This is a genomic window from Tunturibacter gelidoferens (assembly GCF_040358255.1).
Lineage (GTDB): Bacteria > Acidobacteriota > Terriglobia > Terriglobales > Acidobacteriaceae > Edaphobacter > Edaphobacter gelidiferens.
Genome location: NZ_CP132938.1, coordinates 5,255,212 through 5,277,943 on the forward strand (window position 1 = coordinate 5,255,212; position 22,732 = coordinate 5,277,943).

At 58.8% G+C, this 22,732-nt stretch carries 22 protein-coding genes; 10 read left to right on the forward strand and 12 right to left on the reverse strand.

Features of this window, described 5'->3' with window-relative positions; all coding sequences use genetic code 11:
• Positions 1–29 precede the first annotated feature (29 nt).
• The 3 genes from RBB81_RS22520 to coaD all read right to left on the reverse strand — a co-directional run bounded on the left by RBB81_RS22520 (position 30) and on the right by coaD (position 3,008).
• Positions 30–1,196, reverse strand: a complete 1,167-nt coding sequence (locus RBB81_RS22520; protein ID WP_353072228.1) for a mannose-1-phosphate guanylyltransferase — start codon at positions 1,194–1,196, stop codon at positions 30–32.
• Positions 1,197–1,260: 64 nt separating this feature from the next.
• Positions 1,261–2,457: a pyridoxal phosphate-dependent aminotransferase gene (locus RBB81_RS22525; protein WP_353072229.1), complete on the reverse strand. Its 1,197-nt coding sequence runs from the start codon at positions 2,455–2,457 to the stop codon at positions 1,261–1,263.
• Positions 2,458–2,513: 56 nt separating this feature from the next.
• Positions 2,514–3,008 (reverse strand): pantetheine-phosphate adenylyltransferase, encoded by a 495-nt coding sequence (gene coaD, locus RBB81_RS22530; RefSeq protein ID WP_179585375.1) that lies wholly within the window; start codon positions 3,006–3,008, stop codon positions 2,514–2,516.
• A gap of 128 nt (positions 3,009–3,136) precedes the next feature.
• Here coaD and RBB81_RS22535 point away from each other — a divergent pair, with 128 nt between their 5' ends.
• From RBB81_RS22535 to RBB81_RS22545, 3 genes are read left to right on the forward strand one after another with little or no spacing between them, the layout of a single operon-like run.
• On the forward strand, positions 3,137–3,748 hold the full coding sequence (locus RBB81_RS22535) for an RNA polymerase sigma factor (protein ID WP_179585377.1): 612 nt from the start codon (positions 3,137–3,139) through the stop codon (positions 3,746–3,748).
• Entirely contained in the window at positions 3,745–4,266 is a 522-nt protein-coding gene (locus tag RBB81_RS22540; protein ID WP_179585379.1) for a hypothetical protein, read from the forward strand. The genes RBB81_RS22535 and RBB81_RS22540 overlap by 4 nt, the downstream gene beginning before the upstream one ends.
• A gap of 7 nt (positions 4,267–4,273) precedes the next feature.
• A complete protein-coding gene (locus RBB81_RS22545; RefSeq protein WP_179585381.1) occupies positions 4,274–4,858 on the forward strand; it encodes a Spy/CpxP family protein refolding chaperone in 585 nt (194 codons plus the stop codon).
• A 513-nt stretch (positions 4,859–5,371) separates the two neighbouring features.
• Here the strand turns inward: RBB81_RS22545 and recA are convergent.
• The 3 genes from recA to RBB81_RS22560 form a co-directional block, all read right to left on the reverse strand.
• A complete protein-coding gene (recA, locus tag RBB81_RS22550; protein WP_179585383.1) occupies positions 5,372–6,439 on the reverse strand; it encodes a recombinase RecA in 1,068 nt (355 codons plus the stop codon).
• A gap of 202 nt (positions 6,440–6,641) precedes the next feature.
• Entirely contained in the window at positions 6,642–7,004 is a 363-nt protein-coding gene (locus RBB81_RS22555) for a YXWGXW repeat-containing protein (RefSeq protein ID WP_183792778.1), read from the reverse strand.
• Positions 7,005–7,216: 212 nt separating this feature from the next.
• On the reverse strand, positions 7,217–8,821 hold the full coding sequence (locus tag RBB81_RS22560; protein ID WP_353072230.1) for an FAD-dependent thymidylate synthase: 1,605 nt from the start codon (positions 8,819–8,821) through the stop codon (positions 7,217–7,219).
• Positions 8,822–8,895: 74 nt separating this feature from the next.
• Between RBB81_RS22560 and RBB81_RS22565 the strand changes: the two genes are divergently transcribed.
• From RBB81_RS22565 to RBB81_RS22595, 7 genes are all read left to right on the forward strand, one after another.
• Positions 8,896–9,684 carry a YqjF family protein gene (locus RBB81_RS22565; protein ID WP_353072231.1) on the forward strand — a complete coding sequence of 263 codons (789 nt, stop codon included), beginning with the start codon at positions 8,896–8,898 and terminating at the stop codon, positions 9,682–9,684.
• A gap of 26 nt (positions 9,685–9,710) precedes the next feature.
• Positions 9,711–10,457 (forward strand): 3-oxoacyl-[acyl-carrier-protein] reductase, encoded by a 747-nt coding sequence (gene fabG / locus RBB81_RS22570; protein ID WP_353072232.1) that lies wholly within the window; start codon positions 9,711–9,713, stop codon positions 10,455–10,457.
• Positions 10,458–10,873: 416 nt separating this feature from the next.
• Positions 10,874–12,028: a hypothetical protein gene (locus tag RBB81_RS22575; protein WP_353072233.1), complete on the forward strand. Its 1,155-nt coding sequence runs from the start codon at positions 10,874–10,876 to the stop codon at positions 12,026–12,028.
• Between the two features lie 68 nt (positions 12,029–12,096).
• The gene (locus RBB81_RS22580) at positions 12,097–12,882 is read left to right on the forward strand and encodes a class I SAM-dependent methyltransferase (protein WP_353072234.1); all 786 of its coding nucleotides are present in this window, start codon (positions 12,097–12,099) and stop codon (positions 12,880–12,882) included.
• 232 nt (positions 12,883–13,114) lie between these two features.
• The gene (locus tag RBB81_RS22585) at positions 13,115–13,519 is read left to right on the forward strand and encodes a helix-turn-helix domain-containing protein (protein WP_179585397.1); all 405 of its coding nucleotides are present in this window, start codon (positions 13,115–13,117) and stop codon (positions 13,517–13,519) included.
• A 42-nt stretch (positions 13,520–13,561) separates the two neighbouring features.
• A complete protein-coding gene (locus tag RBB81_RS22590) occupies positions 13,562–14,035 on the forward strand; it encodes a GAF domain-containing protein (protein WP_183792786.1) in 474 nt (157 codons plus the stop codon).
• A 572-nt stretch (positions 14,036–14,607) separates the two neighbouring features.
• On the forward strand, positions 14,608–18,228 hold the full coding sequence (locus RBB81_RS22595; RefSeq protein WP_353072235.1) for a TonB-dependent receptor: 3,621 nt from the start codon (positions 14,608–14,610) through the stop codon (positions 18,226–18,228).
• A 114-nt stretch (positions 18,229–18,342) separates the two neighbouring features.
• On the opposite strand, the gene RBB81_RS22600 is transcribed toward RBB81_RS22595, so the two are convergent.
• The 6 genes from RBB81_RS22600 to RBB81_RS22625 all read right to left on the reverse strand — a co-directional run bounded on the left by RBB81_RS22600 (position 18,343) and on the right by RBB81_RS22625 (position 22,721).
• Entirely contained in the window at positions 18,343–19,173 is an 831-nt protein-coding gene (locus RBB81_RS22600) for a rhomboid family intramembrane serine protease (protein ID WP_353072236.1), read from the reverse strand.
• Between the two features lie 136 nt (positions 19,174–19,309).
• Positions 19,310–19,801, reverse strand: a complete 492-nt coding sequence (locus RBB81_RS22605; RefSeq protein WP_179585405.1) for a hypothetical protein — start codon at positions 19,799–19,801, stop codon at positions 19,310–19,312.
• A gap of 106 nt (positions 19,802–19,907) precedes the next feature.
• Positions 19,908–20,987 (reverse strand): MBL fold metallo-hydrolase, encoded by a 1,080-nt coding sequence (locus RBB81_RS22610; RefSeq protein ID WP_183792792.1) that lies wholly within the window; start codon positions 20,985–20,987, stop codon positions 19,908–19,910.
• Between the two features lie 74 nt (positions 20,988–21,061).
• Positions 21,062–21,301 (reverse strand): hypothetical protein, encoded by a 240-nt coding sequence (locus RBB81_RS22615; protein ID WP_353072237.1) that lies wholly within the window; start codon positions 21,299–21,301, stop codon positions 21,062–21,064.
• Positions 21,302–21,319: 18 nt separating this feature from the next.
• Positions 21,320–21,775, reverse strand: a complete 456-nt coding sequence (locus RBB81_RS22620) for a MaoC family dehydratase (RefSeq protein WP_179585410.1) — start codon at positions 21,773–21,775, stop codon at positions 21,320–21,322.
• Positions 21,776–21,860: 85 nt separating this feature from the next.
• Positions 21,861–22,721, reverse strand: coding sequence for a 3-hydroxybutyryl-CoA dehydrogenase (locus tag RBB81_RS22625; protein WP_353072238.1), 861 nt, complete (start codon positions 22,719–22,721; stop codon positions 21,861–21,863).
• Positions 22,722–22,732 lie beyond the last annotated feature (11 nt).

A 22,732-nucleotide genomic window follows, 5' to 3' on the forward strand; every position in this document is an offset into this window, starting at 1 on the left:
ACCGCAGATAACGATAAGTTGACAAGTCTTTAGATCAGGTCTTCTCGACCAGCACTCTTCAGTTGAGCGACGACTTTGCCCACATCCTGCGAGCGTTCACGAGTTGTAATCAACAAAGCATCCTTCGTCTGAACCACAACCAGATTCGTAACGCCAACCAGAGCGATCACCTTCCCCGGAGCATGAATGTAGTTCCCGCTCGAGTCGATGGAGATGCAAAGCGGATCTTCGCCCTCGAACACATTCGCCACCGAAACGCTCTCCGGCGGACAACCAGCCGCATGCTCATGCAGCGCAGACCAGCAGCCCAGATCGTTCCACTCGAAGTCGCCAGGAAGACTGTAGATCTCAGCGCCTTCTTCACCCTTCGCCGAGCGCGGTTCCAATACCGCGTAATCGATACTGATGTTGTCGCACAGCGGATAAACCTCTGCGAAGACGCGATCGAACTCCTCCTTCGAGGTTCGATAAGCGACAGCAATCTTCTCCAGCAACGGAGCCATCGCAGGACAGTGCTCGCGAATCGCATTCGCCAGAGTTCGCGCACTCCAGAGGAAGATTCCGCCATTCCAGGCGTAGTTTCCAGAGGCAACAAACTGCTCCGCGACCTCAGCGTTTGGCTTCTCCGTAAACCGCTTTACGCGCCGAACCGCAACTCCGGAATGAGGCACCTTCGAAGGATCTACAACCTCACCCAGCTCGATGTAGCCATAACCTGTCTCTGCTCGCGAAGGAGGAACTCCGAGAACGACAATCTTCTCCCCACTCGCAGCAAGCGCAATCCCAGCCCGAATCACCTCCGCAAATCTCGCCCCGTTCTTCACCACATGATCCGACGGAAAGATCCCAATCACCGTCTCTGGTGAACTCGGCTCCAGCAGGAACGCAGCAAGAGCACACGCAGGCGCAGTATTTCTGGCCGCAGGTTCGCTCAGGATATGCTCGCGAGGCACCTCAGGAAGTTGCTCGGCGATAAGGTCATCAAGGAGGCTATTCGTAATCACCCACACTTCGGCAGGGTCAACCAGCGGAGTCAGACGCTCAACCGTCTGCTGAATCATGGTGCGCTCTCCATCCAGAGCCAGCACCTGCTTCGCCCGCGCCTTCCGGCTTCGAGGCCAGAACCGTGTTCCGCTGCCGCCTGCAAGAATCACCGGAGCGAACCTCTGCTCCGTCTTACTACCTTCAATGGGCATAAGCCTCCGTCTTAGTGAAGAGACCGCACCGTAAAGCAGTGCGGTCCAGACGCAAGATCAACAGCTAATTCAACGTTGCGAAGTAATCCCGCATTCGCTTTACGCCTTCATCCACGACATCGTGCGATACCGCATAGGAGAGCCGGATATGCTCTGAAGTCCCGAAGGCCTCACCGGGAACGACGACGACATGCGCCTCACTCAGCAGCTTCGCCGCCAGGTCTGACGCCGACTTGATACCGCCCTTACCAATGAACTTGCTCACATTCGGATACACATAGAAGGCTCCCTGCGGCACCGTGCAGGTCAGACCCGGGATGGTTTTGAAGCCTGCCAGAGTCTGATCGCGCAGCTTGATGTAGTCGGCGCGCATCTCTGAGACGCACTCCTGCGATCCGGTCAGTGCGGCGATCGACGCACGCTGCACCATGCTGGCTGTGTTCGAGGTGCTCTGCGACTGTAGCTTGCTCATCGCCGCGATGATCGGCTTGGGGCCAAGCGCAAAGCCGGCTCGCCAGCCTGTCATCGCATACGTCTTCGAGAGTGAGCCCAGTACTACGATATGTTCCTTGCAATCGGTGAAGGAGCCGCCACTGACGACCTCACCGGTGAACGTCAAGTAGACGTAGCACTCGTCGAGCAGCACATAAATACCATGCTTGTGAGCGAGACGGACGATAGCTTCGAGATCTTCCGGAGCGACCACAGCACCGGAAGGATTGGACGGAGTGTTAAGGATGATCGCCTTGGTCTTCGGCGTGATCGCCGATTCAATCATCTTCGCGGTGATGCGAAAGTTCTCTTCTTCTTTGCTTTCTACCAAAACGACTTTGCCGCCTGCGTACTGGATGATGTCTTTGAAAGAAACCCAGTAGGGAACGGGAAGAATAACCTCATCCCCGTGGTCAACCAGAACCTGAATCGCATTGAACAGCGCCAGCTTGCCTCCAGTGGTGAAGACGCACTCGTCGGGAGTGTAGTTCGAGCCAAAGTCGCAGGCGTGACGATCCACGATCGCCTTGCGAACCTCGGGAATACCCGCGACATTCGTATAGCGGGTAAAGTTCTTCTCGATCGCCTCAATGGCCGCGTCCTTGATGTGGCGCGGAGTGGAGAAATGAGGTTCGCCCGCACCGAAGTCTGCGAGGTTCACGCCTTCAGACTTGAGCTTCAGCGCTGCGGCTGTGATCGCCATGGTTGCGGAAACTTCGATGCGGCCGATACGGTCCGCAAATATCTTCGTCGCTGTCGCTGTGGTCATGCCTCTAGTGTGGCAGATTTGGCCACCGAGATAAAGGAGCAAGTCTTCTCAGGCCTTCAGAGCCGGTTCGGAACCTTGGCCTTGAGGCGCTCGACCACGAGAGGAGGCACCAGAGCCGTAACGTCGCCGCCGAGCTGGAAGACCCCTTTTATCAGTCTTGAACTGACGTAGGTGTACTTTTCTGCCGGCATCATAAAGAGGGTTTCGAGCTCCGGATCGAGCTTGCGGTTCATCATCGCCATCTGAAACTCATACTCGTAGTCGCTGATAGCCCGAATGCCTCGGAGGACAGCTTTAGCACCCTGTTGCCGGGCAAAGTCGACCAGAAGGCCGTCGAACGTGGTCACCGAGACATTGCCAAAGTTGCGGGTCGCTTCGGCAATCATCTCTTCGCGCTCCGGGACAGTGAACAGAGGCGTGCCTTTTTCGGAGTTGCGAAGAATCGCTACGACCAACTCGTCGACTATCTTCGACCCTCGGGCGATCAGGTCGAGGTGCCCGTTGGTCAGCGGATCGAAGGTCCCTGGATAAATCGCTTTTACCGTATGCATGCATGAGCAGCATACCGCGCTTTATCGGTAAAAAATAAATCCACGCCTTCCTGTAGTCTTGCGTGTGCCCTCAAGCGTCTCTCCCAATAGCCAAAACAATGCGGCAGCGCGCTGAATACGGTTCCCTAATGCCATCACAAGCTCTTAGCACCGACGGTCTCACTATCACGCGGCAGACGAACATCGCACCGCAGGCTTCGGCCACACCGCTCGACGATATGGACTCGATCGTTGCTACGTACGAGCAGCGGATCTTCAGGTTCCATCTGATCTCAATCCGGGACCGCGATGTGGCGCAGACGTTGACCCAGGATACTTTCGTTCGAGCCTGGTCGGCGCGTAGCAGCTTCCGCGGCGACTGTTCGATCCTGACCTGGCTGATGCGGATTGCGCTGAACCTGGTTCGCGATCATACCCGCACCGACCGTTTTCGCTTCTGGAAGCGGGTCTCGGATACAGCCATTGATGTATCCGACATCTCGTCGCACGTTCCGCATCGCGACAGTTCGCTTGAGTCGCGTCTGATTGCCAGCGAGCAGATGACATTAGTCTGGGAGAGCGTCGCACAGCTCTCGGATCGCCAGCGCAGCATCTTCCTCCTTCGGTTCCTCGAAGAGCTTGAGCTCTCTGAGATCGCCAGCATTACGGGGTTGCCAATCAGCACCGTCAAGACGCACCTTTACCGCGCCCTCGCAACCATTCGGGCACGTCACAACGCTTCTCTCAAGGACTCTCTATGAACCTCCACCTCACTCACGAGCAACTCTGCGACGTTCTCCTCGCCGACTCGTCACTTCGGTCTGCTGGCGCCGATCGCGACACCGATGTTGTTGATCAGCATCTTCAGGCTTGCCTGATCTGCTCGGCGGAGTTGAAGAGCCTGCGCGATTCGCTCTCTCACTTCCGCGACGCGTCGATCTCTTATTCGCGGCAGGAATTCGCTCACAGCTACGCGCGGCGTTCCTCCATCGCGCCTCCGCACCATGTGCTCTCGCAGCCACTTTACTGGGCTGCAGCGGCTGTAGTCTTTGTCGCTGCCCTATTCCCGATCACCTTGCATCAACAGCAGTCTGCCGCTCGTTCCGCGGCGACGAAGGCCGCTGCGGCGTCTTCGCGGGCGGCTGAGTCGGACGAGGCTTTGCTGTCAGATATCGATCAGAAGGTCTCTGCCGATGTGCCTTCGCCGATGGAGCCGCTGGCTGATCCGACCGATGGAACAACTTCTGTAACCTCCACTTCAGACCAAAGGACGAACTGACATGCGCATGAGACCTTTACTTTCGATTGTTTTATTTGCGACTCTTTCTGGAACTTTTTTGACGGCGCAGCCACCGGCAGGTTCGCCACCGCAGCCGGGTGGCCCGATGGATCGGGACCGCGGCGGATGGGGTGGAGGAGCGGGGATGCGCGGGGGCTTTCGCATCGGGCCTCCAGGGATTTGGTGGCATAATCCTGACCTGATCCAGAAGCTGACGCTTACGCCGGACCAGCAGAAGAAGATGGATGACATCCTTCAGCAGAGCAAGCTGCAGCTGATCGACTTGAGGGCGAACGTCGAGAAGCAGGAGGTTCTGATGGAGCCGATGCTGGCGGCGAATCCTCCGGATACGAACAAGATCCTGGCGCAGATCGACCAGACAGCCCAGGCTCGCGCGGAGCTTGAAAAGGCGAACGCCAAGATGCTGCTGGCAATTCGCAACGTGCTGACACCGGACCAATGGACCAAACTGCAGGCCGAGGGGCGCGAGCGCCGCCGCATGAGGATGCAGGGTGGACCGGAAGGACCGGGTCGGGTTCCCGATGGCCAGGGACCACCTCCAGGTGGCCCGGGCGGCGGCGAGGGGATGTAGTAAGGGGCTGCGTTGCCAGCTTTGGTTCCCTCGTTTTTCAGGGGGTCCCCCCTATTACCTGCGCATAAGTCGCTTATTTCATTAGCTTAGAGCATGGGTATTACCTTGTAAAACCTTCATTCCAAACGAGTTGCCTGCAGATTCCTGCAGGCAAAGGAGTTACGGGAGTTTTTGTGTTTCTGAAAGTAAAAGCCCCGGGATTAGCCCGGGGCTTTTTTCATCTGATTCCAGTATAAATTGTTTGGCGTAACTCATGTGCCACGTCTATGTGGCTTGTTTGCATAGATTTAGCTTCGATTGGGGCTTGACAACTGAAAACCCCTCTGTCTGAAAACCCCCTCTGGCTGCGAAAAAGACAAATACAGGGATCTCCACTGCACAATGAACGATGAAACCGTTCGCGGTTCGCCGAGATGACGTGTCGTATGTGGCTTCCAGAGGCATTTAGACGGAGAAGCGCCGGCAAACCTGATGCCGGCGCTTCCTCGGGTGCTTCCCTGCTTGTGATGACGATTACTTTTTGGCTCGGACGGCTTCCTTGGCCTGAACGGGGCCGTCGGCGGGAACCGGGGGGACTTCGGCTGAGGCTACGCCGGAGATGCCGAGCTTCTTGCGTAGTTCGGAGTCGACGCGGGCGAAGACGTCTTTGTTTTCCTTCATGAAGGCGCGAACGTTCTCGCGGCCCTGGCCGATGCGCTCGCCCTGGTAGCTGTACCAGGCTCCGCTCTTGTCCACGATGTTGTGCAGGACGGCGAGGTCGAGCACGTCTCCCTCGCGGGAGATGCCTTCGCCGTAGAGGATGTCAAACTCGGCGTCGCGGAAGGGTGCGGCGACCTTGTTCTTGACGATCTTGACCTTGGTGCGGGAGCCGACGACCGAGTCGCCGTCCTTGACTGCGCCGATGCGGCGGATGTCGATGCGGACCGAGGAGTAGAACTTGAGGGCCTTGCCGCCGGTGGTGGTCTCGGGGTTGCCGAACATGACGCCGATCTTCTCGCGGATCTGGTTGATGAAGATCAAGCAGGTTCGGGACTTCGAGACGGTTCCGGTGAGCTTGCGGAGGGCCTGCGACATGAGTCGAGCCTGCAGGCCCATGTGGGAGTCGCCCATCTCGCCGTCGAGTTCGGCCTTGGGGACGAGCGCGGCGACCGAGTCGACTACGAGGACGTCGATGGCGTTCGAGCGGACAAGGGCTTCGACGATCTCGAGGGCCTGTTCGCCGTAGTCGGGCTGCGAGACGAGGAGGTTGTCGATGTCGACGCCGAGTTTGGCGGCGTAGGCAGGGTCGAGCGCGTGTTCTGCGTCGACGAAGGCAGCAAGGCCGCCGGCTTTTTGGGCTTCGGCGATGATCTGGAGGGTGATGGTGGTCTTGCCCGAGGACTCAGGGCCAAAGATCTCGATGACGCGACCACGTGGGACGCCGCCAACGCCGAGCGCCGCGTCGAAGGAGATGGAACCGGTAGAGATGACCGAGATGGGAACGACGTCTTTCGAGCCGAGCCGCATGATGGAACCCTTGCCAAACTGCTTTTCCAGCCCGGAAAGGGCCAGTTCTATTGCCTTGCTGCGGTCATCTGCCACGATATTTCTCTCCTGAAGAGTGAGTGAAAGGGAGGTCGATGTTTCAATTTGGGATTCTAGCATTCAAAACGGGAAAAGCAAATAAAAGGCGAATACAACTTAGAGGTGATTTTTGGAAGACCGTGTCCTGCCGGACGGGCCCACTACGCGTAGGGCGTAGTGGGCCCGTCCGGCAGGACATATCCTCAGCTTTGATTACGTCCTAGTGGTGGTCATCGTGATGATCGTGGTGGTCGTCGTGATGATCGTCGTAGTGATGATCGCGATGGTCTTCGTGGTCCCAGTGTCCTTCGTGCATCTGCCATCCTTGCTCGTAGTGGTCGTAGTGCGGATGGCTCCAGTAGGCTCCGGCATAGGGCGGACGGTCCCATCGGCCGGGAACCCAGACGTAGCGACCGTCGTTGACTCCCCAGTAGCCATCAACCCAGGCATACCCGTCTCCGGGCATGGGTGGGCGTACTTCGTAACGCAACGGCGGAGGCGTTCTGCCGATGTAGATGCCGATCTGGCCAAACGAGGGCATTGTCAGGGTGACTGTGGTGACTGCAGCAAAAAGCCATTTCATCTTCAAATTAAGTTCTCTCCGTTTCAGTTCCACGTTCGAGGGAACCCTATCTTCGTGGCGATGTCAATGACCCCAGCGGTGTCTTCCCCGATACGGGGTTCGGCTGTAAGAGGCCCCAGAGGTGAGGTTGGGTGCGTTTGGAAGCTGCCGCACGGGGCAGACACCTGCGCTTGAGGGAGGACTGTTCCGCGCCTGTTCCCTGGGCTGAGCGGTTATCTCCGCAGCAAGTCTACTGGCTCGTTGACGTCTTCGATGCGGAAGTATTGCGCGAGGGATGGGTGCTTTTTGGCGACTGCGCGGTACATCTCCCAGGCGACGCGGCGGTAGCTGAAGTGGCCTGCGACGCCGCTGCGGAGCTCGGAGATGTAGAGGGCTTCGGCGAAGTCCATCTTGAAGAGAGAGCGGCAGCGGGTGGCCAGAGGCAGGAGATACTGGGCGGATTGGGCGGCTTCGGGGATGTCGCTGTCGCGGAGGCTGCGGTAGGTGGCGTAGGTGACGGCGAGGGTTTCGCTGTAGAGGGTTTCGAGGCCGGCTTCGGCGAGGGTAGGTTGGCCGGGGCAGATGGGCTCGTCGTAGCCGTGGAGGTCGGTGTAGGGCTGGAGGAGCTGGACGCAGCGGCGGTGGCGGTGCATGTCGCGGAATCCACCGATGTCCATGAGGATGTCGAAGCGGAGGCTGTGGCCGGAGGAGAAGCTGCGGAGGAGCTCGTCGTGGCGGCCGCGATGTTTTGTGCCGAGGGAGATGATCTCGCCGCGCTGGTTGGCGCTGAGAGCGGCGACGCTGTGCCGGAGTTGCCGGTAGGGGTAGTGGCAATGTGGATAGAGGAGCGAGGTGGCGAGTTCGACCTCGAGGGGCTCGTCGCCGTCGAGGAGATCGACTACGGGTGAGGGGGCGATGGGCTGGCTGCCCATGAGGAACTTTGCGGCGTGGGCGAGTTCGCTGCGGGTTTCGCGCTGGTAATCGTTGGGGGTGGCGTATTTGACCAGCGTGGGCGCGGCTTTTACGGGGCGCAGGAAGGCTTCGTGGGCTCGCCGGGCGCAGTCGGCGTCGACGGAGGCGATCTCTTCGCAGAGAACCTCGCCGGCTGCGTGCTGGACGTTCCACGCGGCCTCGGAGGCGGCGTTGCGGAGCTTTTCGCCGAGCTGGCGGATCTCGGCGAAGTCGCTGGTCAGAAGGCGCGAGACCTGGGTTTCGAGGGTGCGGGCGTTGACGATCTGGCCGAGTGAGGTGTTGGTCGCGAGCGGGAGGAGATAGCGGGCGACGTCGAAGGCGCGGGCCTTGAGGGTGCGCTCGTAGGCGTCGGGCTTCATGGATTCGGGCTGCGGAATGGCGGCCTTGAGCGCGGTGAGCATGCCGGCGCTGACCTTGTCGTAGGTGGCGAAGAGGCGCTCGACGGCGGCGGTGAAGGTGGGGCTTTCGGCGGCGAGCGCGGGGGTGAACCAGCCGGAGAGGCGGAAGTTCTGGTAGCGGGTGGAGCGCTCCTGGCCGTCCCAGCGTGTCTCGTCGACGAGCTCGATGGCGGCGAGGAGGGAGAGGCGTTCGATGGCGAAGGGGATGTGGGCGAGGTCGGCGATGGAGCGATGGCCGTAAGCAAAGTAGAAGGTGTTGAGGAACTGCTCGGCGCGCTGGGAGCTGATCTCAGAGAGAGACTCCTTCATGGTGAGGGCGGAGCGGGAGTACTTGGCCATGGCGTAGGCGAGGACCTCGGGGTCGGCGCCGTGGATGGCGTAGACGTCGGTCTCGCTGGCCGGTGGGTGGGCGGCAGGGACGTTGGCGGGGGTAGAGGTCTGGATGTCTGTCTTCTGGTTCGCTGGCATGGTGATGCTCAGGATACTTGATCCGGTGAAGCTGGTTTTCCGAAGGGTGTTTCCGAGACGGCTATGCTGAGATCATGGATGTTTTGAGCGCCGTCGAGCATCGACCCTATGCATTGCCTGCTGGCCGATGGCGCATGGGGCAGCGGTGGAACGACCTGCTGTTCGCGCACTGGCCGATTGCGGTGGACGCGATGGCGCGGCTACTGCCTGATGAGCTCGAGGTGGATAGCTTCGACGGATGGGCGTGGGCGGGCGTGGTGCCGTTCTGGATGGACCAGGTGCGGACGCGGGCAGTGGGCGAGGGATGCGTCACGGTGCCGGGCACAGCTTCTTTTTGTGAGTTGAATCTGCGGACGTATGTGCGGTCGCGGAAGACCGGGCTGTGCGGGGTGTATTTTTTCTCGCTGGATGCGGCGAGTGCGCTGGCGGTTGTCGGGGCGCGGACGCTGTTTCACCTGCCGTATTTTCTGGCCGACATGCAGCGTGAGACCGCTGAGGATGGAACGATCGAGTACAGAAGCAGACGGCTGTTGACTGGGCGCAACGTTCGTTTTGAAGCGAGCTATCGCGGGCTGGGTGAGGTCGCGGGACCAAGTGTCTACGGCACGCTGGAACATTTTTTGACGGAGCGTTACTGTCTGTTTACGCCCCACGGCAGGAGGGTGCTGGTGGGGCATATTCATCATCTTCCCTGGCCGCTGGAACGGGCTGAGGCGGAGATTCGCGTGAATGAACTGCCTGCGGCGCATGGAATTACGCTGCCGGATTGTGCGCCGGTGTTGCACTTTGCGCGAGAGCTGCATGTTTATATCTGGTCGCTGCGTGAAGACGGTTCGCAGAATCAGCTGAACGGGTTCGTATAATGGTGGGGTTTGATTCAAGGAGAGTTATGAGCATTTCGGCAGGTCGTATCGCGTTGGTGACTGGGTCTTCGCAGGGGATTGGACGCGCCTGTGCGCTGGAGTTGGCGCGGGCGGGAGCGACGGTGGCGCTGGCGGCAAGAAATCTCGAGAAGCTGGGCGATGTAGCTGCAGAGATTGCGGCTGCCGGTGGAAAGGCGCATGCGTTTGCTCTGGATGTTTCGAGCGAAGAGTCGATAAAAGAATGCGCTAAAGCGGTGATCGCGCACTTTGGCTCGGTGAATATTCTGGTCAACAACGCCGGGATCACACGAGACATCCTGGCGCTGCGGATGAAGCGGAAGGATTGGGACGATGTGCTGACGACGAACCTGACGGGCGCGTTCCTGATGACACAGGCGGTGATGTCGCAGATGGTGAAGAGCCGTTGGGGAAGGATCATCAACGTGACCTCGGTGGTGGGGCAGACGGGACAGGCGGGGCAGGCGAACTATGCGGCCTCGAAGGCCGGCCTAATTGGGCTGACCAAGTCGCTGGCCCGGGAGCTGGCGAGCCGGACGATTACCGTGAATGCGGTGGCGCCGGGATTCATCGAGACGGCGATGACGGAGGTCCTGACCACGGAGCAGAAGGCGATGAATGCACAGTTCATTCCGCTGGGACGAGTTGGAACCGACGTCGAGGTCGCGCATGCCGTTTCGTTTCTCGCATCGGAGGAGGCCAGCTATATCACCGGACACACGCTGGACGTCAACGGCGGGATGCACATGGGGTAACTCTCTTTTGGGTACCACAAAGTAGAGGGTTCGTCGGCTATTTGCTGTAAAGTCTTTCTAGTAATCGATTTATGGTTCGATTTTCTTTTGAATCTCGAGGTCGATCTTTTGCACCCATCAGAGACCTTTGGGGTTGCCTCCCATAGACAATTATGGGGAGGAATTGAGAAACCAGGTTCCGAATCCTTGCAGCAGTTGTTGAAGCACGGAAGATCCAATCTGTTTGATTTGGCGTATCTCATTAGCCGCTGTGTGACTCATCTGCAAGAAGTTGTTCCTAATTTGTTAGAGGCAAGCCGGCCATAGAACCGGCAAGACGCATCACACGAACCAGACCACGAACAGACCAAGGTCTACCGCGCCGCAAAAGACGAATGTCCTCACAGTTTTAGCGATCTTCGGTTAACTACGTAACTATGCTGTCGACCAGCCATGAAGCGAAGGACTTATTGGGCAATGATCTGGATGCCGCGCACTTTTTCGTTCTGCGCGGACGGGCTGCGATTCTGCGTATTCAGCCTGTCCTGGTCCGCCTGAGCGCGCTGTGCAAACAGACCGGAGCGATGGACTACCTGGAGTACTTCCTTACTGGAACCGACAATCTCAAGAAGATTCCCTACATGGTGTTGGTAGGAAAGCGGCGGGAGCTGGACCTTGCCGCACTGCGGGCAGAAGACCTGAAGGGCGCGGTACTGGTTTATGAGTACAAGGTGCTGGGGATGCCGTCGCGCGTCTTCACCACGAGCGACTTCAACGGCAGCAGAGCTGTGATTGCACTGCCTGCCGAGCGGACAAAGATCTCAGCCAGCGTGGGCCGCTACCTGATGACGAACGGCGCCCAGGTTGTCATGCTCAGTTATGCTGGCGAAGGCGATGAGACATGGTCGGAGTGCTTCGACGGTTCGATTCCAGGAGACGAAAAGCGCCTGTGGACCACCCAGACACGCGAGGTTGGAGCCACCATCGTGCTGGAGAAGACGGTCGATGCGACCCTGGCCGCCATGGGCAAACACACACGCCGAAACCTGAGGTACTACCGCCGCAAGGCCGAAGCAGAGCTCGGCTGCACCTTTGAAGGCGACGTGAAGAGCATGCTGGGCAAAGCTCAGCTGATTGAATTGAACCGGGCCTCGACGCATCCCGTCTCCGAGGCCGTCCTCGAGAGGCGATACAGCACGATGAAGGCGCTGGACGGATTATTCTGCGTTGGCGTGAAGACGCCCGACGGCCAGTGGATCAGCTTGCTGGGTGGCAGGAGACATCATGGCATTTCGGAGATCGACTGGCAGATGAATCGCGGAGGCCTGGAGCGATACTCGGTTGGGACGGTGATCCGGGCGTACCTGATCGAACACGAGATAGAGATCGGAACGGACAGGCTGTTCTTCGAAGGAGGGACGCCGCACTCGATGCGGCATGCATTCATCTCCGAGAAGGCGGTTGATATTGTGGTGGCGAAGCGGTCGCTGTTTGTCTCGCTGCTGCGCCGGGTGGCCCACTGGTCGCCGCCAAGAAATAACTTTCTGCTGCAGACGCTGGTTGATCCTGCGTTGCGTTGGGAGTTGCACTAAGTTTCTACTCAGGAATGAAGCCGGCGCGACTTCGTTTCGCAGAGACTCTGACGCAGACACGATATCCAATGACGAGACTCAGCACAGCATGGTCGAAGCTGCGATGGTCGCTGGCTCAGCGGGGCCTCGCGGGGACGATGCGGACCGCGCTGGGGCGACTCCAGCCACAGGACGGCACAGCGGGTGTAGAGAAGCCGATGCTACATCCGTTCGACCAACGCCACGGCGTCGATACGAGCGGGCTGATCGGTGGCGGAGACCTGCGCTCGGGCCATAAAAACGATGTGTTCAATACCGCGTACTACGGCATGGCTCCTTCGCGGTTTCGGCGGGTGGTCGAAGATTGGATCTCCGACTCCGGACACGCCGCGATCTCTCAGTACAGCTTCATCGATCTGGGGTGCGGGAAGGGGCGCGCAGTGATGATGGCGTCGGAGTTTTCGTTTCGGCAAGTGATCGGCGTGGAGCTCAACGCATCGCTGGCGAAGACTGCCAAGTCGAACGTGGTCGCGTGGACCGACGCTGGGCGGGCGGTGTGCCCGGTGCAGATTCTCTGTCAAGACGCGACTGAGTTTTCGTTTCCGGAGGGGCCGTGCCTGCTTTATCTCTTCAATCCGTTTGCTGCTCCTGTGGTGAAGCGGCTGATCGAGCGGCTGGAGACTGAATTTGCGGGCAGGCCGGGAGTGCTGGACGTCATCTACTTCAACCCCGAGGCTGGAGAGTTGCTGGAGGCTCATGCCGGCTTCAAACTTCTGTGGACCGGGACGGTGGAGATGTCGGACGAGGATGCGGCGGCGGACCACGTGGCCTCGCCGGAGGATCTATGCAGCGTGTACCGGTGGGTGGGAGTGTGATTGACCTCTCCGCAAGCCCCATCCGCCGGGAGGCCGAGTTACTTTAAGACTAGTAACTGATCCTGTAATGTCTGGGCCGGTTCCAGACTCCCCCGGAGTTCAAGTAAGGCTTCAGGGTTTGGCTGGTAACTGCCTCTCGATGAACCTGGGATGGTACAGGAAACACCTGGGTCCCCAAAGATAGTCATTGACCAACTCGTTGCGCCTGTTTACTTTGTGGCTAATGGCTGACATGCAAACTATACCTGTTGATCTGGCGAACGAGTCGATTGAGGCTCTTTCCATCTCGATGAATATCGGTTCTACGATTCGCGGATATCGGCTGCAAAAGGGAATGTCGCAAGGTGACATCGAGAAGCGGACCGGCCTGTTGCGCTGCTATCTCTCGCGAGTGGAGAACGGGCACACGGTGCCGTCGCTCGAGACACTCCAGAAGATTGCGCGCGCGCTGGACCTGCAGCTCTCGGAGTTCTTTGCCGAAGAGACGATGGCCAAGGAGATGTCGGGGCTGAACCTGGGCGAAGAGGAGATCCGGTTTTTGACGCAGGTGCAACGGTACTCGGCACACCTGTCGGAGAGCGACCGGAGACTGCTGCTGGCCATGGTGAGAAAGTTCGCTCAGACGACTCTCAGCTAAGACGAACTTCGTCTCACTCTACTCAGACCGGAGGATCGACTGGTGCCGGATAGCGAACTTCTGCACAAGCTCAGGGACATCACTGCTGAAAACTCAGATCGCGCAACGCGGGCGAAACGAATTGCGGATGCAATTCGGAAGGAAGGATCCTGGCGTTGGGTGGGGATCTATGATGTGGACTTCCAACGCGGACTGGTTGTAAATATCGCCTGGAGCGGGTACTCTGCGCCGTCGCACCCTGCGTTTCCTATTACGCAGGGACTCACCGCGAGAGCGATCGCTGGAATAAGAACGATCAACGCTGGAAATGTAGCGGATGATTCGGGCTACATGACCACGTTCGACAGCACGCGAGCGGAGATCATCGTCCCGGTTCTTGCCCACGGCCACGGCGATCGCGTCATCGGCACGCTGGATGTGGAGAGCGAACACCTGAACGCATTCGATCCAGACGCGCAGGCGCTGCTGGAAGAGTGTGCCCGCGTGCTCGAAGAGTTTTGGGCTGAGGCCAGATGATGGGGCTACGGTAGCCTTTTTGTCTGGCACTAAGCCAATACCCATCGCCTTATTCTCTTCGGATCTACCTCAGTCCAAAAAAATGCGCTTTCGTGCGAACTCGGCTGCTCCGCCGGACGTAAGGCACTGTATCTCGAGAATGAGAGGATGCAGACGTCACGTTCTATGCTCTCCAAAGGTAGCGCTGAGAACTCGTTGATCCACACTTCAGTACCTTCGGTGTCCCGACTCATCCTGAGAGGCATCGGACGATGGCAGCGAAGCTCAGATCGAGCGCTGTGTCGTTTTAGATTGACTTCAGAAATTTTCTGTGTAGGTTAGTCGTACCTCCAATTTTTTAAAGTTAGTAAAATCATCGCGTTACGCGGGCCCTGGGCTCAATTAGTTCACGGTGAATCCCAAACTTCTCGTTATCCGCGAGGACCAGGACGGCCTATTTGGAAGCCGTTCAGCTCTTCGTTGAATTTCGTTGCCTGAGTAGTGCACTGCTCTATAAGCTGCAGTCTTCTTCTATACGCAAGAACCGCCTTTAGCCATGTGATCGAAAGAGGTTGATGATGAGACGCATAATCATGAGCGCAGAATGTCGAAACTTTGCAGAAGGTTTGACGAACAAGATCTCGTTGAGAACATCTTTTTTTGTTGTTGCCTTCGCTCTCTTGCTTGCCATCTGTCCAACAATGTACGGCCAGGCTAGCGGTAGTTTTTCCGGGACTGTGCTTGATAAATCCGGATCGGCTATCGCGGGGGCTACGGTCACGGTCACCGCCCAGAGCACCGGCCTGACTCGCGAATCCAAGACGGACAGCGCCGGCCACTATCTGATTCCTTTGCTCCCTGTCGGAAGTTTCACCGTGCGCGTCGACTTCACCGGCTTCCAAAGCACAGAAGCCAAAGATCTCAATCTTCAGATTGGCGAAGCCCGCGAACTCAATTTTTCCATCACTCCTGCAACCGTAGTCTCTACCGTGACGGTCTCCGGGGACGCGGTAACTGCCGAGACCACGAATCCTTCTCTCGGCCAGGTCATCACCTCGCAGCAGGTGTCGCAGCTTCCCTTGAACGGTCGCGACTTCGTCCAACTCGCCACGCTCACTGCAGGCGCTACAGCAGAGACCAACCCCAACAGCTTTTTCACCTCCGGCACCGACAGCGAAGTGGCCGCGCGCGGTTCCTTCTCTCTGTCGGTTGGCGGTTCCCGGCCCAACAGCACCGATTGGCTGCTCGATGGAGTCGACAATAACGAACTGACGGCGGGCGGAATCGGCGTCTTCTCTTCCATCGACGATATCCAGGAATTCAAAGTACTCACCTACAGCTACTCCGCGGAATACGGCTCCCGCGCCGGCCCCACCGTGCTGGTCACAACCAAGTCGGGTACAAATGACTTCCACGGATCTCTCTTCGAGTTCGTCCGTAACACCGCCTTCGACGCGAAGGGGGACTTTGACACTACAACCCCGAAGTTCAATCTGAATCAATTTGGCGGCTCTATCGGAGGACCGATCCTCCACAACAAAACGTTTTTCTTCGTGGATGGCGAGCAGAAGTATCAGCGTCAAGGAATCACCTTCACCGGTCTGATTCCTTCACTGGCCATGCGCAAAGGCGATTTCTCGGCCGACCCCTTCGGTACCAATATTTCGACAGGCACCAATGGCGCCTTCAATCCCGTCATCGCTAACCCGAATATGTTCGGCTCAGCCAACCCTTACTTCCAGTGCGACGCCTCCGGCACTCCAATACCCGCGAACCCCGACGGCAGCCAGGCACCAGGAACCCCCTGCAACAAGATTCCTTCAGACCTGATCAACAGCGCTGGTCAGGGCCTGCTCAATATCTATCCTGCGCCCAACGCTTCCGGTGGGAGCTACAACTATGTCAACGAGCCCGTCCGCGTCCTGAACGAAACCAAATTCGATATTCGACTGGATGAGACGCTCACGACCAAGGACAACCTGTTTGGCCGCTTCAGCTACGACCAGGCGTTTTCTTTTGCGCCCGGCGGCGCGCCCGGCCTCGCCGAACAAAATGCCTTCGGCAGTAATGAAAACCTGATCAATCACGCACGCAATGCAGGCATCGGCTGGAGCCACGTGTTCGCGGCCAACACACTCAACCAGGCCACCTTCGGCTACGACCGCATCTTCAACTACATTGACTCACAGGGTAACTTCACCTGCGGATCTGCCCTCCTGGGCATTCCCAATGCCAATACCGGCTGCTCGGCCACCGGTACCCCCCTTGCCGGAGGATCCTACAGTCAAGGTGTGGTTTCCGTCTCGCCCACCAGCGGATATTGGGCAATCGGCGATCGTGGCTACTCTCCCTTTCAGGGTGGAACCAATATCTACTCCTTCAAAGACGATCTCGACCTGATCCGCGGCAAACACGATATTCACGTCGGCATCGATCTCCGTGCCAATCAGATGAATGTCGGCACAGAAGCCTTTGGATCCGGCTTTCTGCTCCCCGGTGTCACGGGCAACTTCAGCGGGGCAGGTGTAGCCCCCGGCAATCCCGAGGCCGACCTGCTGATGGGGATTAGCGGCGGCGCCATCCACGACCAGACATTCAATGGTGCAGTCACAGGCCGCCGCTGGAAGATCGTAAGACCCTTCGTCGAGGATGACTGGCGGATCATCCCGTCGCTGACCCTCAATCTGGGCCTGGCGTGGGCCGTCACGAGTCCGATCACCGAGGTCCATGACCGGATGGCGAACTACATCCCCTCGACCCGAGAGCTTCAGATCGCAGGCCAGAACGGAGTGAGCCGATCGGCGGGCATCAATAGGTTCGGAGGCGCATACGAACCCCGTCTGGGCTTCGCCTGGAAGGTTCTCGGCAGCGACAAGACCGTGCTTCGCGGCGGCTTCGGGATCTATCACGACTCGGTCTGGAGCCAGGGCGCGCAGGGCCTGTGGCAAAATCCGCCCAACCTCGGCGAAACCGATCAATTCCATGGAGCGGGCTGCGCCTTTGCGACTTCATTCTGCGCCCTCAACGGCCAGACACCTTCGGGAACCTTCTTCCTCTCCGACGGCTTTCCGATTCCGCCCACGCCGGGGACTGTGGCCAACTTCCAAGGCACGTTCTACTACCAGCCACCCAACTTCCAGCCCGGCAGGGTTCATCAATATAACGTCAACGTGGAACGCCAGCTGCCAGGCGATGTTCTGCTCACCGCTGGCTATGCCGGCGCGGTCGCCGGCCACATACTGGTAAGCGGCAATGCCATCAACGTCAACAGCCCTTCTGCTTGCGGAGTCGACTCTACCTATACGATCGGCTGCCTGCCCGGCGGCGCACCCTACATCTATCCCTACCCCACCGAGAACTTTAACTCGATCATTCTCTTTGGCGATGTGGGCAAAACCCACTACAACTCGCTGCAGATCAAAGCAGAGACCAAGACGCCCAAGCATGGCCTTTACGCGCTGATCGCTTACACCTACTCGCGCACCTACGACAATGGTCTAAGCGACGGCCTTGGCTCGTTGTTGAGCGCCCCCTATTTCCCATTGCCCAACTGGGAAAACCTCGACTGGGGACTGTCGCAGATCAACCTGAATCACAGCTTCACTGCGAGCATCATCTATGACCTGCCAGTCGGCAAAGGCAAAGCGTTCGGAAGCACCTGGGGCCCTGTGACCGACACTCTTCTCGGCAACTGGCAGGTCACGCTGATTCAAAGGATCTCCTCCGGGTTCCCGGTTCCTCTGATCGACACCAGTAACCAGTCGGGCGCTAACTTCAATGAAGCCGGCAATGGCTTCAATTACAACCGGCCCGACCAGATTCCCGGCTGCGATACGCACGCAGCAAGTCACAGCCACTACCAGTGGATCAACCCTGCTTGCTTCGCCCCCCCTCAGGCCCAACAATTTGACAGCACCGGTAAGTTAATCGTCCCCGGCAAGCTCGGCAATGCCAATCGTGTCCCGGTCTCGGGACCCGATTTCGTCAACTCTGACTTCTCACTCATCAAGCAATTTCGCTTGCCACGTGAGATGGGCTTGAACTTCCGCGCTGAGTTCTTCAACCTGTTCAATCATCCGCAATACGGATCGCCAATCGCCGACATCAACTTCAATTCACCGGCTGCGGGCACGGTCTCCCCTTTCTTCGGCTCAGTGAACTCCACTGTCAACAATCCGCGCTTAATACAACTTGCCCTCAAGCTAACGTTCTGAGGTTACGTGCCGAATCGGCGGACTCGTCTTTTAGCGAGTCAGCGGGAAGTAGGCGAGTTAGCAAGTCAGCGAGAAGTTCGCTAGCTTGCTAACTCGCTGACTTGCTAAGCAGATCTACTTAAGCTTGGTGATGAAGTACGCGAAGAGGAAGAGCAGAAACGCGGCGGCGGCGAAGGTGAGCTTCTGCCGCGCGAGGTAGCGGGTGCGGCCGGAGGTCATGCGCGGCACCAGAGGAACACCCAGCGCCAGCCCGCTCAGAAACCCGCCGATGTGGGCGTGGTTGTCGATCCGGACAATACTGGTAAAGTTGGCGCCGATTCCGATGATCAGGTTCAACACCGCGAACTGAATCACGGAGCGGCGGAGCCGCTTGAGCTCGAACGCCGGGATGGGCAGCTTCTTGTTCGACAGCAGAACGATCAGGATACCGGCGATGCCGAAGACCGCACCCGAGGCTCCCGCGCCAACCGAGCCGTAGTCTCGAAAGACCACATTGAAGAACAGTCCGAGCAGGTTGCCAGAAATGCCCGTAATGACATACACCGCGATCAACCCAAAGGGACCCAGCAGCGGCTCACCGAGCAGTCCCAGGTTCCAGAGGCACCACATGTTGGTCGCGATATGGAGCAGGCCGACGTGGACAAAGGTAGCCGTAAGCAGGCGATACCACTGACCGTGCATAATGAACTCGGTGTTGGTGGCACCGAAGTAGAGCAGCTGGTTGGGCGTTGGGTTGCTGGGCGAGACTCCCCGAAAGATCATGTAGCAGAAGACCGCGATGTTGATCCCAAGCAGAATGTAAGTACCCGGCGTGGCGAGAATGTTCCAGCCGCGTTCGCGGGAGTTCGGGCGCGAGACCTCGCGCTCGTAGTCGGGGATCGGCTGAGCGGGGACCGCGTCGGTGTGCGGCGGAAGGACTTCGCCTTCAGGAGTAGGGGGAGGCATGATGTTCTACTACGCTATCAAATGCAAGGAGACGGTGGGGAGTCGTTCGTTAGAAGTAGTCGGAGAATGCCACTGCATCTCGAAAGGATCGATCCCAGGCCACCATCTAACGATCACTAAGTGTTCAAGACTGTCTTCAGGCGGCGTCCTTGGTAAAGCGGTCGCGGAGGTCTGCGGGGATACGCTGCTGGACGATGCTGCCGATAAAGCCGGGAAGCGGGGTCGCGACGGCAACCAGCACCCAGAGGAGAGTCGAGAAGATCAGGCCGGCAATCGCGACAGCCTCAAGCGAGACGGCCACAGCGTGGGCCTGGTTCAGATGAACCCGAACCGTGTTGATGTGGGTGACGACCTCGACCCGGTGAATGACCACCGCAGCCAGCAGAAAGGCAACAATCGAAAGGGTGCTCACGCTGATCAGAAGCACATCGATGGTACGGGCGATGCGCTGGCGGCGACGGCAATGACTGCAATCTGACAGATGCTGGTCGTAGTCCGTGCGCATGGCCGGAGACAGACCCGAGATGTCATAGCGCCAACCGGAGAGAATGTCCCCCACTACCTGATCGATGCAACCCGAGGTGTGAGTTCTGCGGTTGACGGGAAATGCTAACGCTGTTTTTTTCATCAGTTTATAGTCACCATTCTATCCTGTTTGATAGCCGGAAGAAAGGAAAGGATTCATCGAATCGTAACCCTTGGAGTACCCTCACTAAGCGCCTGAAAATGCAGCACTAAAGAGTGATTGGATCGAGCGGAACAGCCTGTCCAGCCAAAAGAATCCGGTTACCGAGCAGCGTCGGTTGGTTACCCAGCGCCTGCTCCGCAGAAAGACGCGCAAGTTCGGGAGCATTGTTGGACTCGGAGAGGTGGCCGAGGACGATCCAGGCAGCGCCGCCGTCGTAGTCTTTTTGCAGAAACTCGGCAGTCGCGTGATTGGACAGGTGGCCGACCCGCGAGAGCACGCGCTGCTTGACCGACCAAGGGTAGGGGCCGTCGCGGAGCATCTCTAGATCGTGGTTTGACTCCAGCAACAAGACGTCGATGCGCTTGAGGGCGGCCTTGACGTTGGGGGGCATGTAGCCAAGGTCGGTGGCCAGCGCCATGCGAATCCCCTCGGCCTCGAAGACGAATCCACAAGGGTCGGCCGCATCGTGCGGGATGGTAAAAGGGGTGATCTCGATGTCGCCGATTGAGAACTGGGTGCCGGAGTGGAAGTACTCCACGGCGGGAAGGTGCGTAGGATCAGCCTTTTGTTCAGCTTTCTGCGCGGCGGCGGATTCGGGCTCCGGACCGCAAAGCTCCTCTTCCTCGGGGTCGATGGGCAGCTCAAGCATCGCGTTGGGATCGTCGGAGCGGTTGAGCGCGGCGGCCTCGGCCGAGACGCTGGCGATCGCCTCGGACTGGGCGGCAAGCTGGGCGGCGAGGCCGGCAGCCTGGATACAAGTCGGGGTGCTCGTCGCGATAGCGGTCGCGCGGGCCTCCTTCTCGCGCTGCACGTGATCGAGCCACTTGGCGTAGGTCATCGTGGTGCGCGGGGTGAGCATCCGGACCCAGGCGCGATGAGTCGGTTCGGTAAAGAAAACAGGAATTTTGAGGCGGCGGGCGAGGACGGCGAGGCCCGCGATGTGGTCCTGATGTTCGTGCGTGACGAGGATGGCGTCGAGTCTGGCGGGATCTTCTCCCGCAACGGCCATGCGCTTCAAAAGTTCGCGGCAGGAGAGACCGGCATCGACCAGAACGCGCGTCCGGGAGCTGGCGATGACGGTGCTATTGCCTTTGGAACCGGAGGCGAGCACTGTCATACGCATCATTAGGTAAGAATACGCCGATTGGTTGTGACTATCTTGTCGGGGTAATCAGATTGGTTCACCCCGACGACAGGGGTTCAAGCCTCCAGGCGACGAACCGAAGCGATGTCGGAGAGAAGCGTCGAATGGCCTCCATTGCCGATCGCGACGAAGTTGCCGTGGGGACCAGGCTCAACCTTCAGATAGAAGACGTCCGGAGTCTCTTCGCCTTCGAAGACGAAGAGAATTTGGGCGAGGAACCGCTCCCCCTCGACGGTCTCTAAAGTGACGACGAGATCGATGCTGGACTTGAGAAGAGCGAGATCCTCACTGGTCATGGAATAGCTCATTCTTTGCTAGACAGTGGGCCTGACGGGAGCAAGAAAGTTGACCGTCGAACGCATGACGACCTGGTCGCGCTGGTTGAAGGCGAGGGTGCGCGTGCGGACCACGCCGAACTCCTTGCGGGAGTTGGAGTGGCGCACGCCAACCACCTCGATCTCGGTACGGAGCGAGTCACCCGGTCGGACAGGCTCAGTCCAGCGCATCTCTTCGACGCCAGCGCCGATCATGCCGCCGGCGACCGTGATCGACTGCACGCGAAGGCGCATAACGACGGCCGCGGTGAGCCAACCCGAGGCAGCGAGGCCCTTGAAGAACGAGTTTTCGCCGGCGGCCTCGTCGAGGTGGAAGGGTTGCGGGTCGTACTTGCTGCCGAACTCTTTGATCTCTTCGGCGCTCACCTTGGCCTGGCCAAGCGAGTGGAACTTCTGGCCTACGTAAAAGTCTTCGAAATAAAACTCCTGGGGCATTGTCTCTCCTGTTCCTTTGGATGCCGCGCTTCGCTTCAGGCTTCGGCTGGTTTCGTTAGTGTAAAGCCGCACGGACTCGTCTTGCTCAAGACGTGGGGTAAGTGTAGAAGCCGCGGCCTGATTTTCGTCCCAGCCAGCCGGCGTCGACCATACGAACCAGCAGCGGGCAAGGATTGTACTTCGGGCTGCCGAGACCGTCGGCGAGGACGCGCATGATGTCGGCGCAGACGTCGAGGCCGATGAAGTCGGCGAGGGTGAGCGGACCCATCGGATGCGCCATGCCGAGCACGAAGACGTGATCTACAGCCTCAGCCGTCGCAACGCCTTCCATCACCGAGTAGATGGCCTCGTTGATCAGCGGCATCAGCACGCGGTTTGAGATGAAACCGGCGGCGTCATTGACCTCCACCGGCGTCTTACCGAGCTGCAGCGAGAGCGCATGAACGGCGTCGAAGGTCGCCTGTGAGGTCGCGAGGCCGCGGATAACCTCGACAAGCTGCATCACCGGTACCGGGTTGAAAAAGTGCATGCCGATGATTTGCTCCGGACGCTTGGTCACAGCGGCAAGCTTCGTAATGGAGATGGAACTGGTGTTCGTCGCGAGGATGGCGTCAGCAGAAAGGATGCGGTCGAGATCGCGGAAGATCTCCGACTTGATCGCAAACTTCTCCGTCGCCGCTTCAATGGCAAAGCTGCAACTGCCGAGAGCTTCACGGTCGAGCGTGGGTGTAATGCGGGCTCTGGCCTCGTCGGCCTGCTGCTGGGTGAGCTTGTTCTTCGCTACTTCGCGTGCGAGGTTTTTTTCGATGGTGGCGAGCCCGCGATCAAGAAACGGCTGTTGCAGATCGTAGAGGACCACGTTGAAGCCGGAGCGGGCGCAGACGTGCGCGATGCCGTTGCCCATGGTCCCGGCGCCGAGGATTGCAATGGTTTTCAAGTCGGACATAGAGGAGTTTC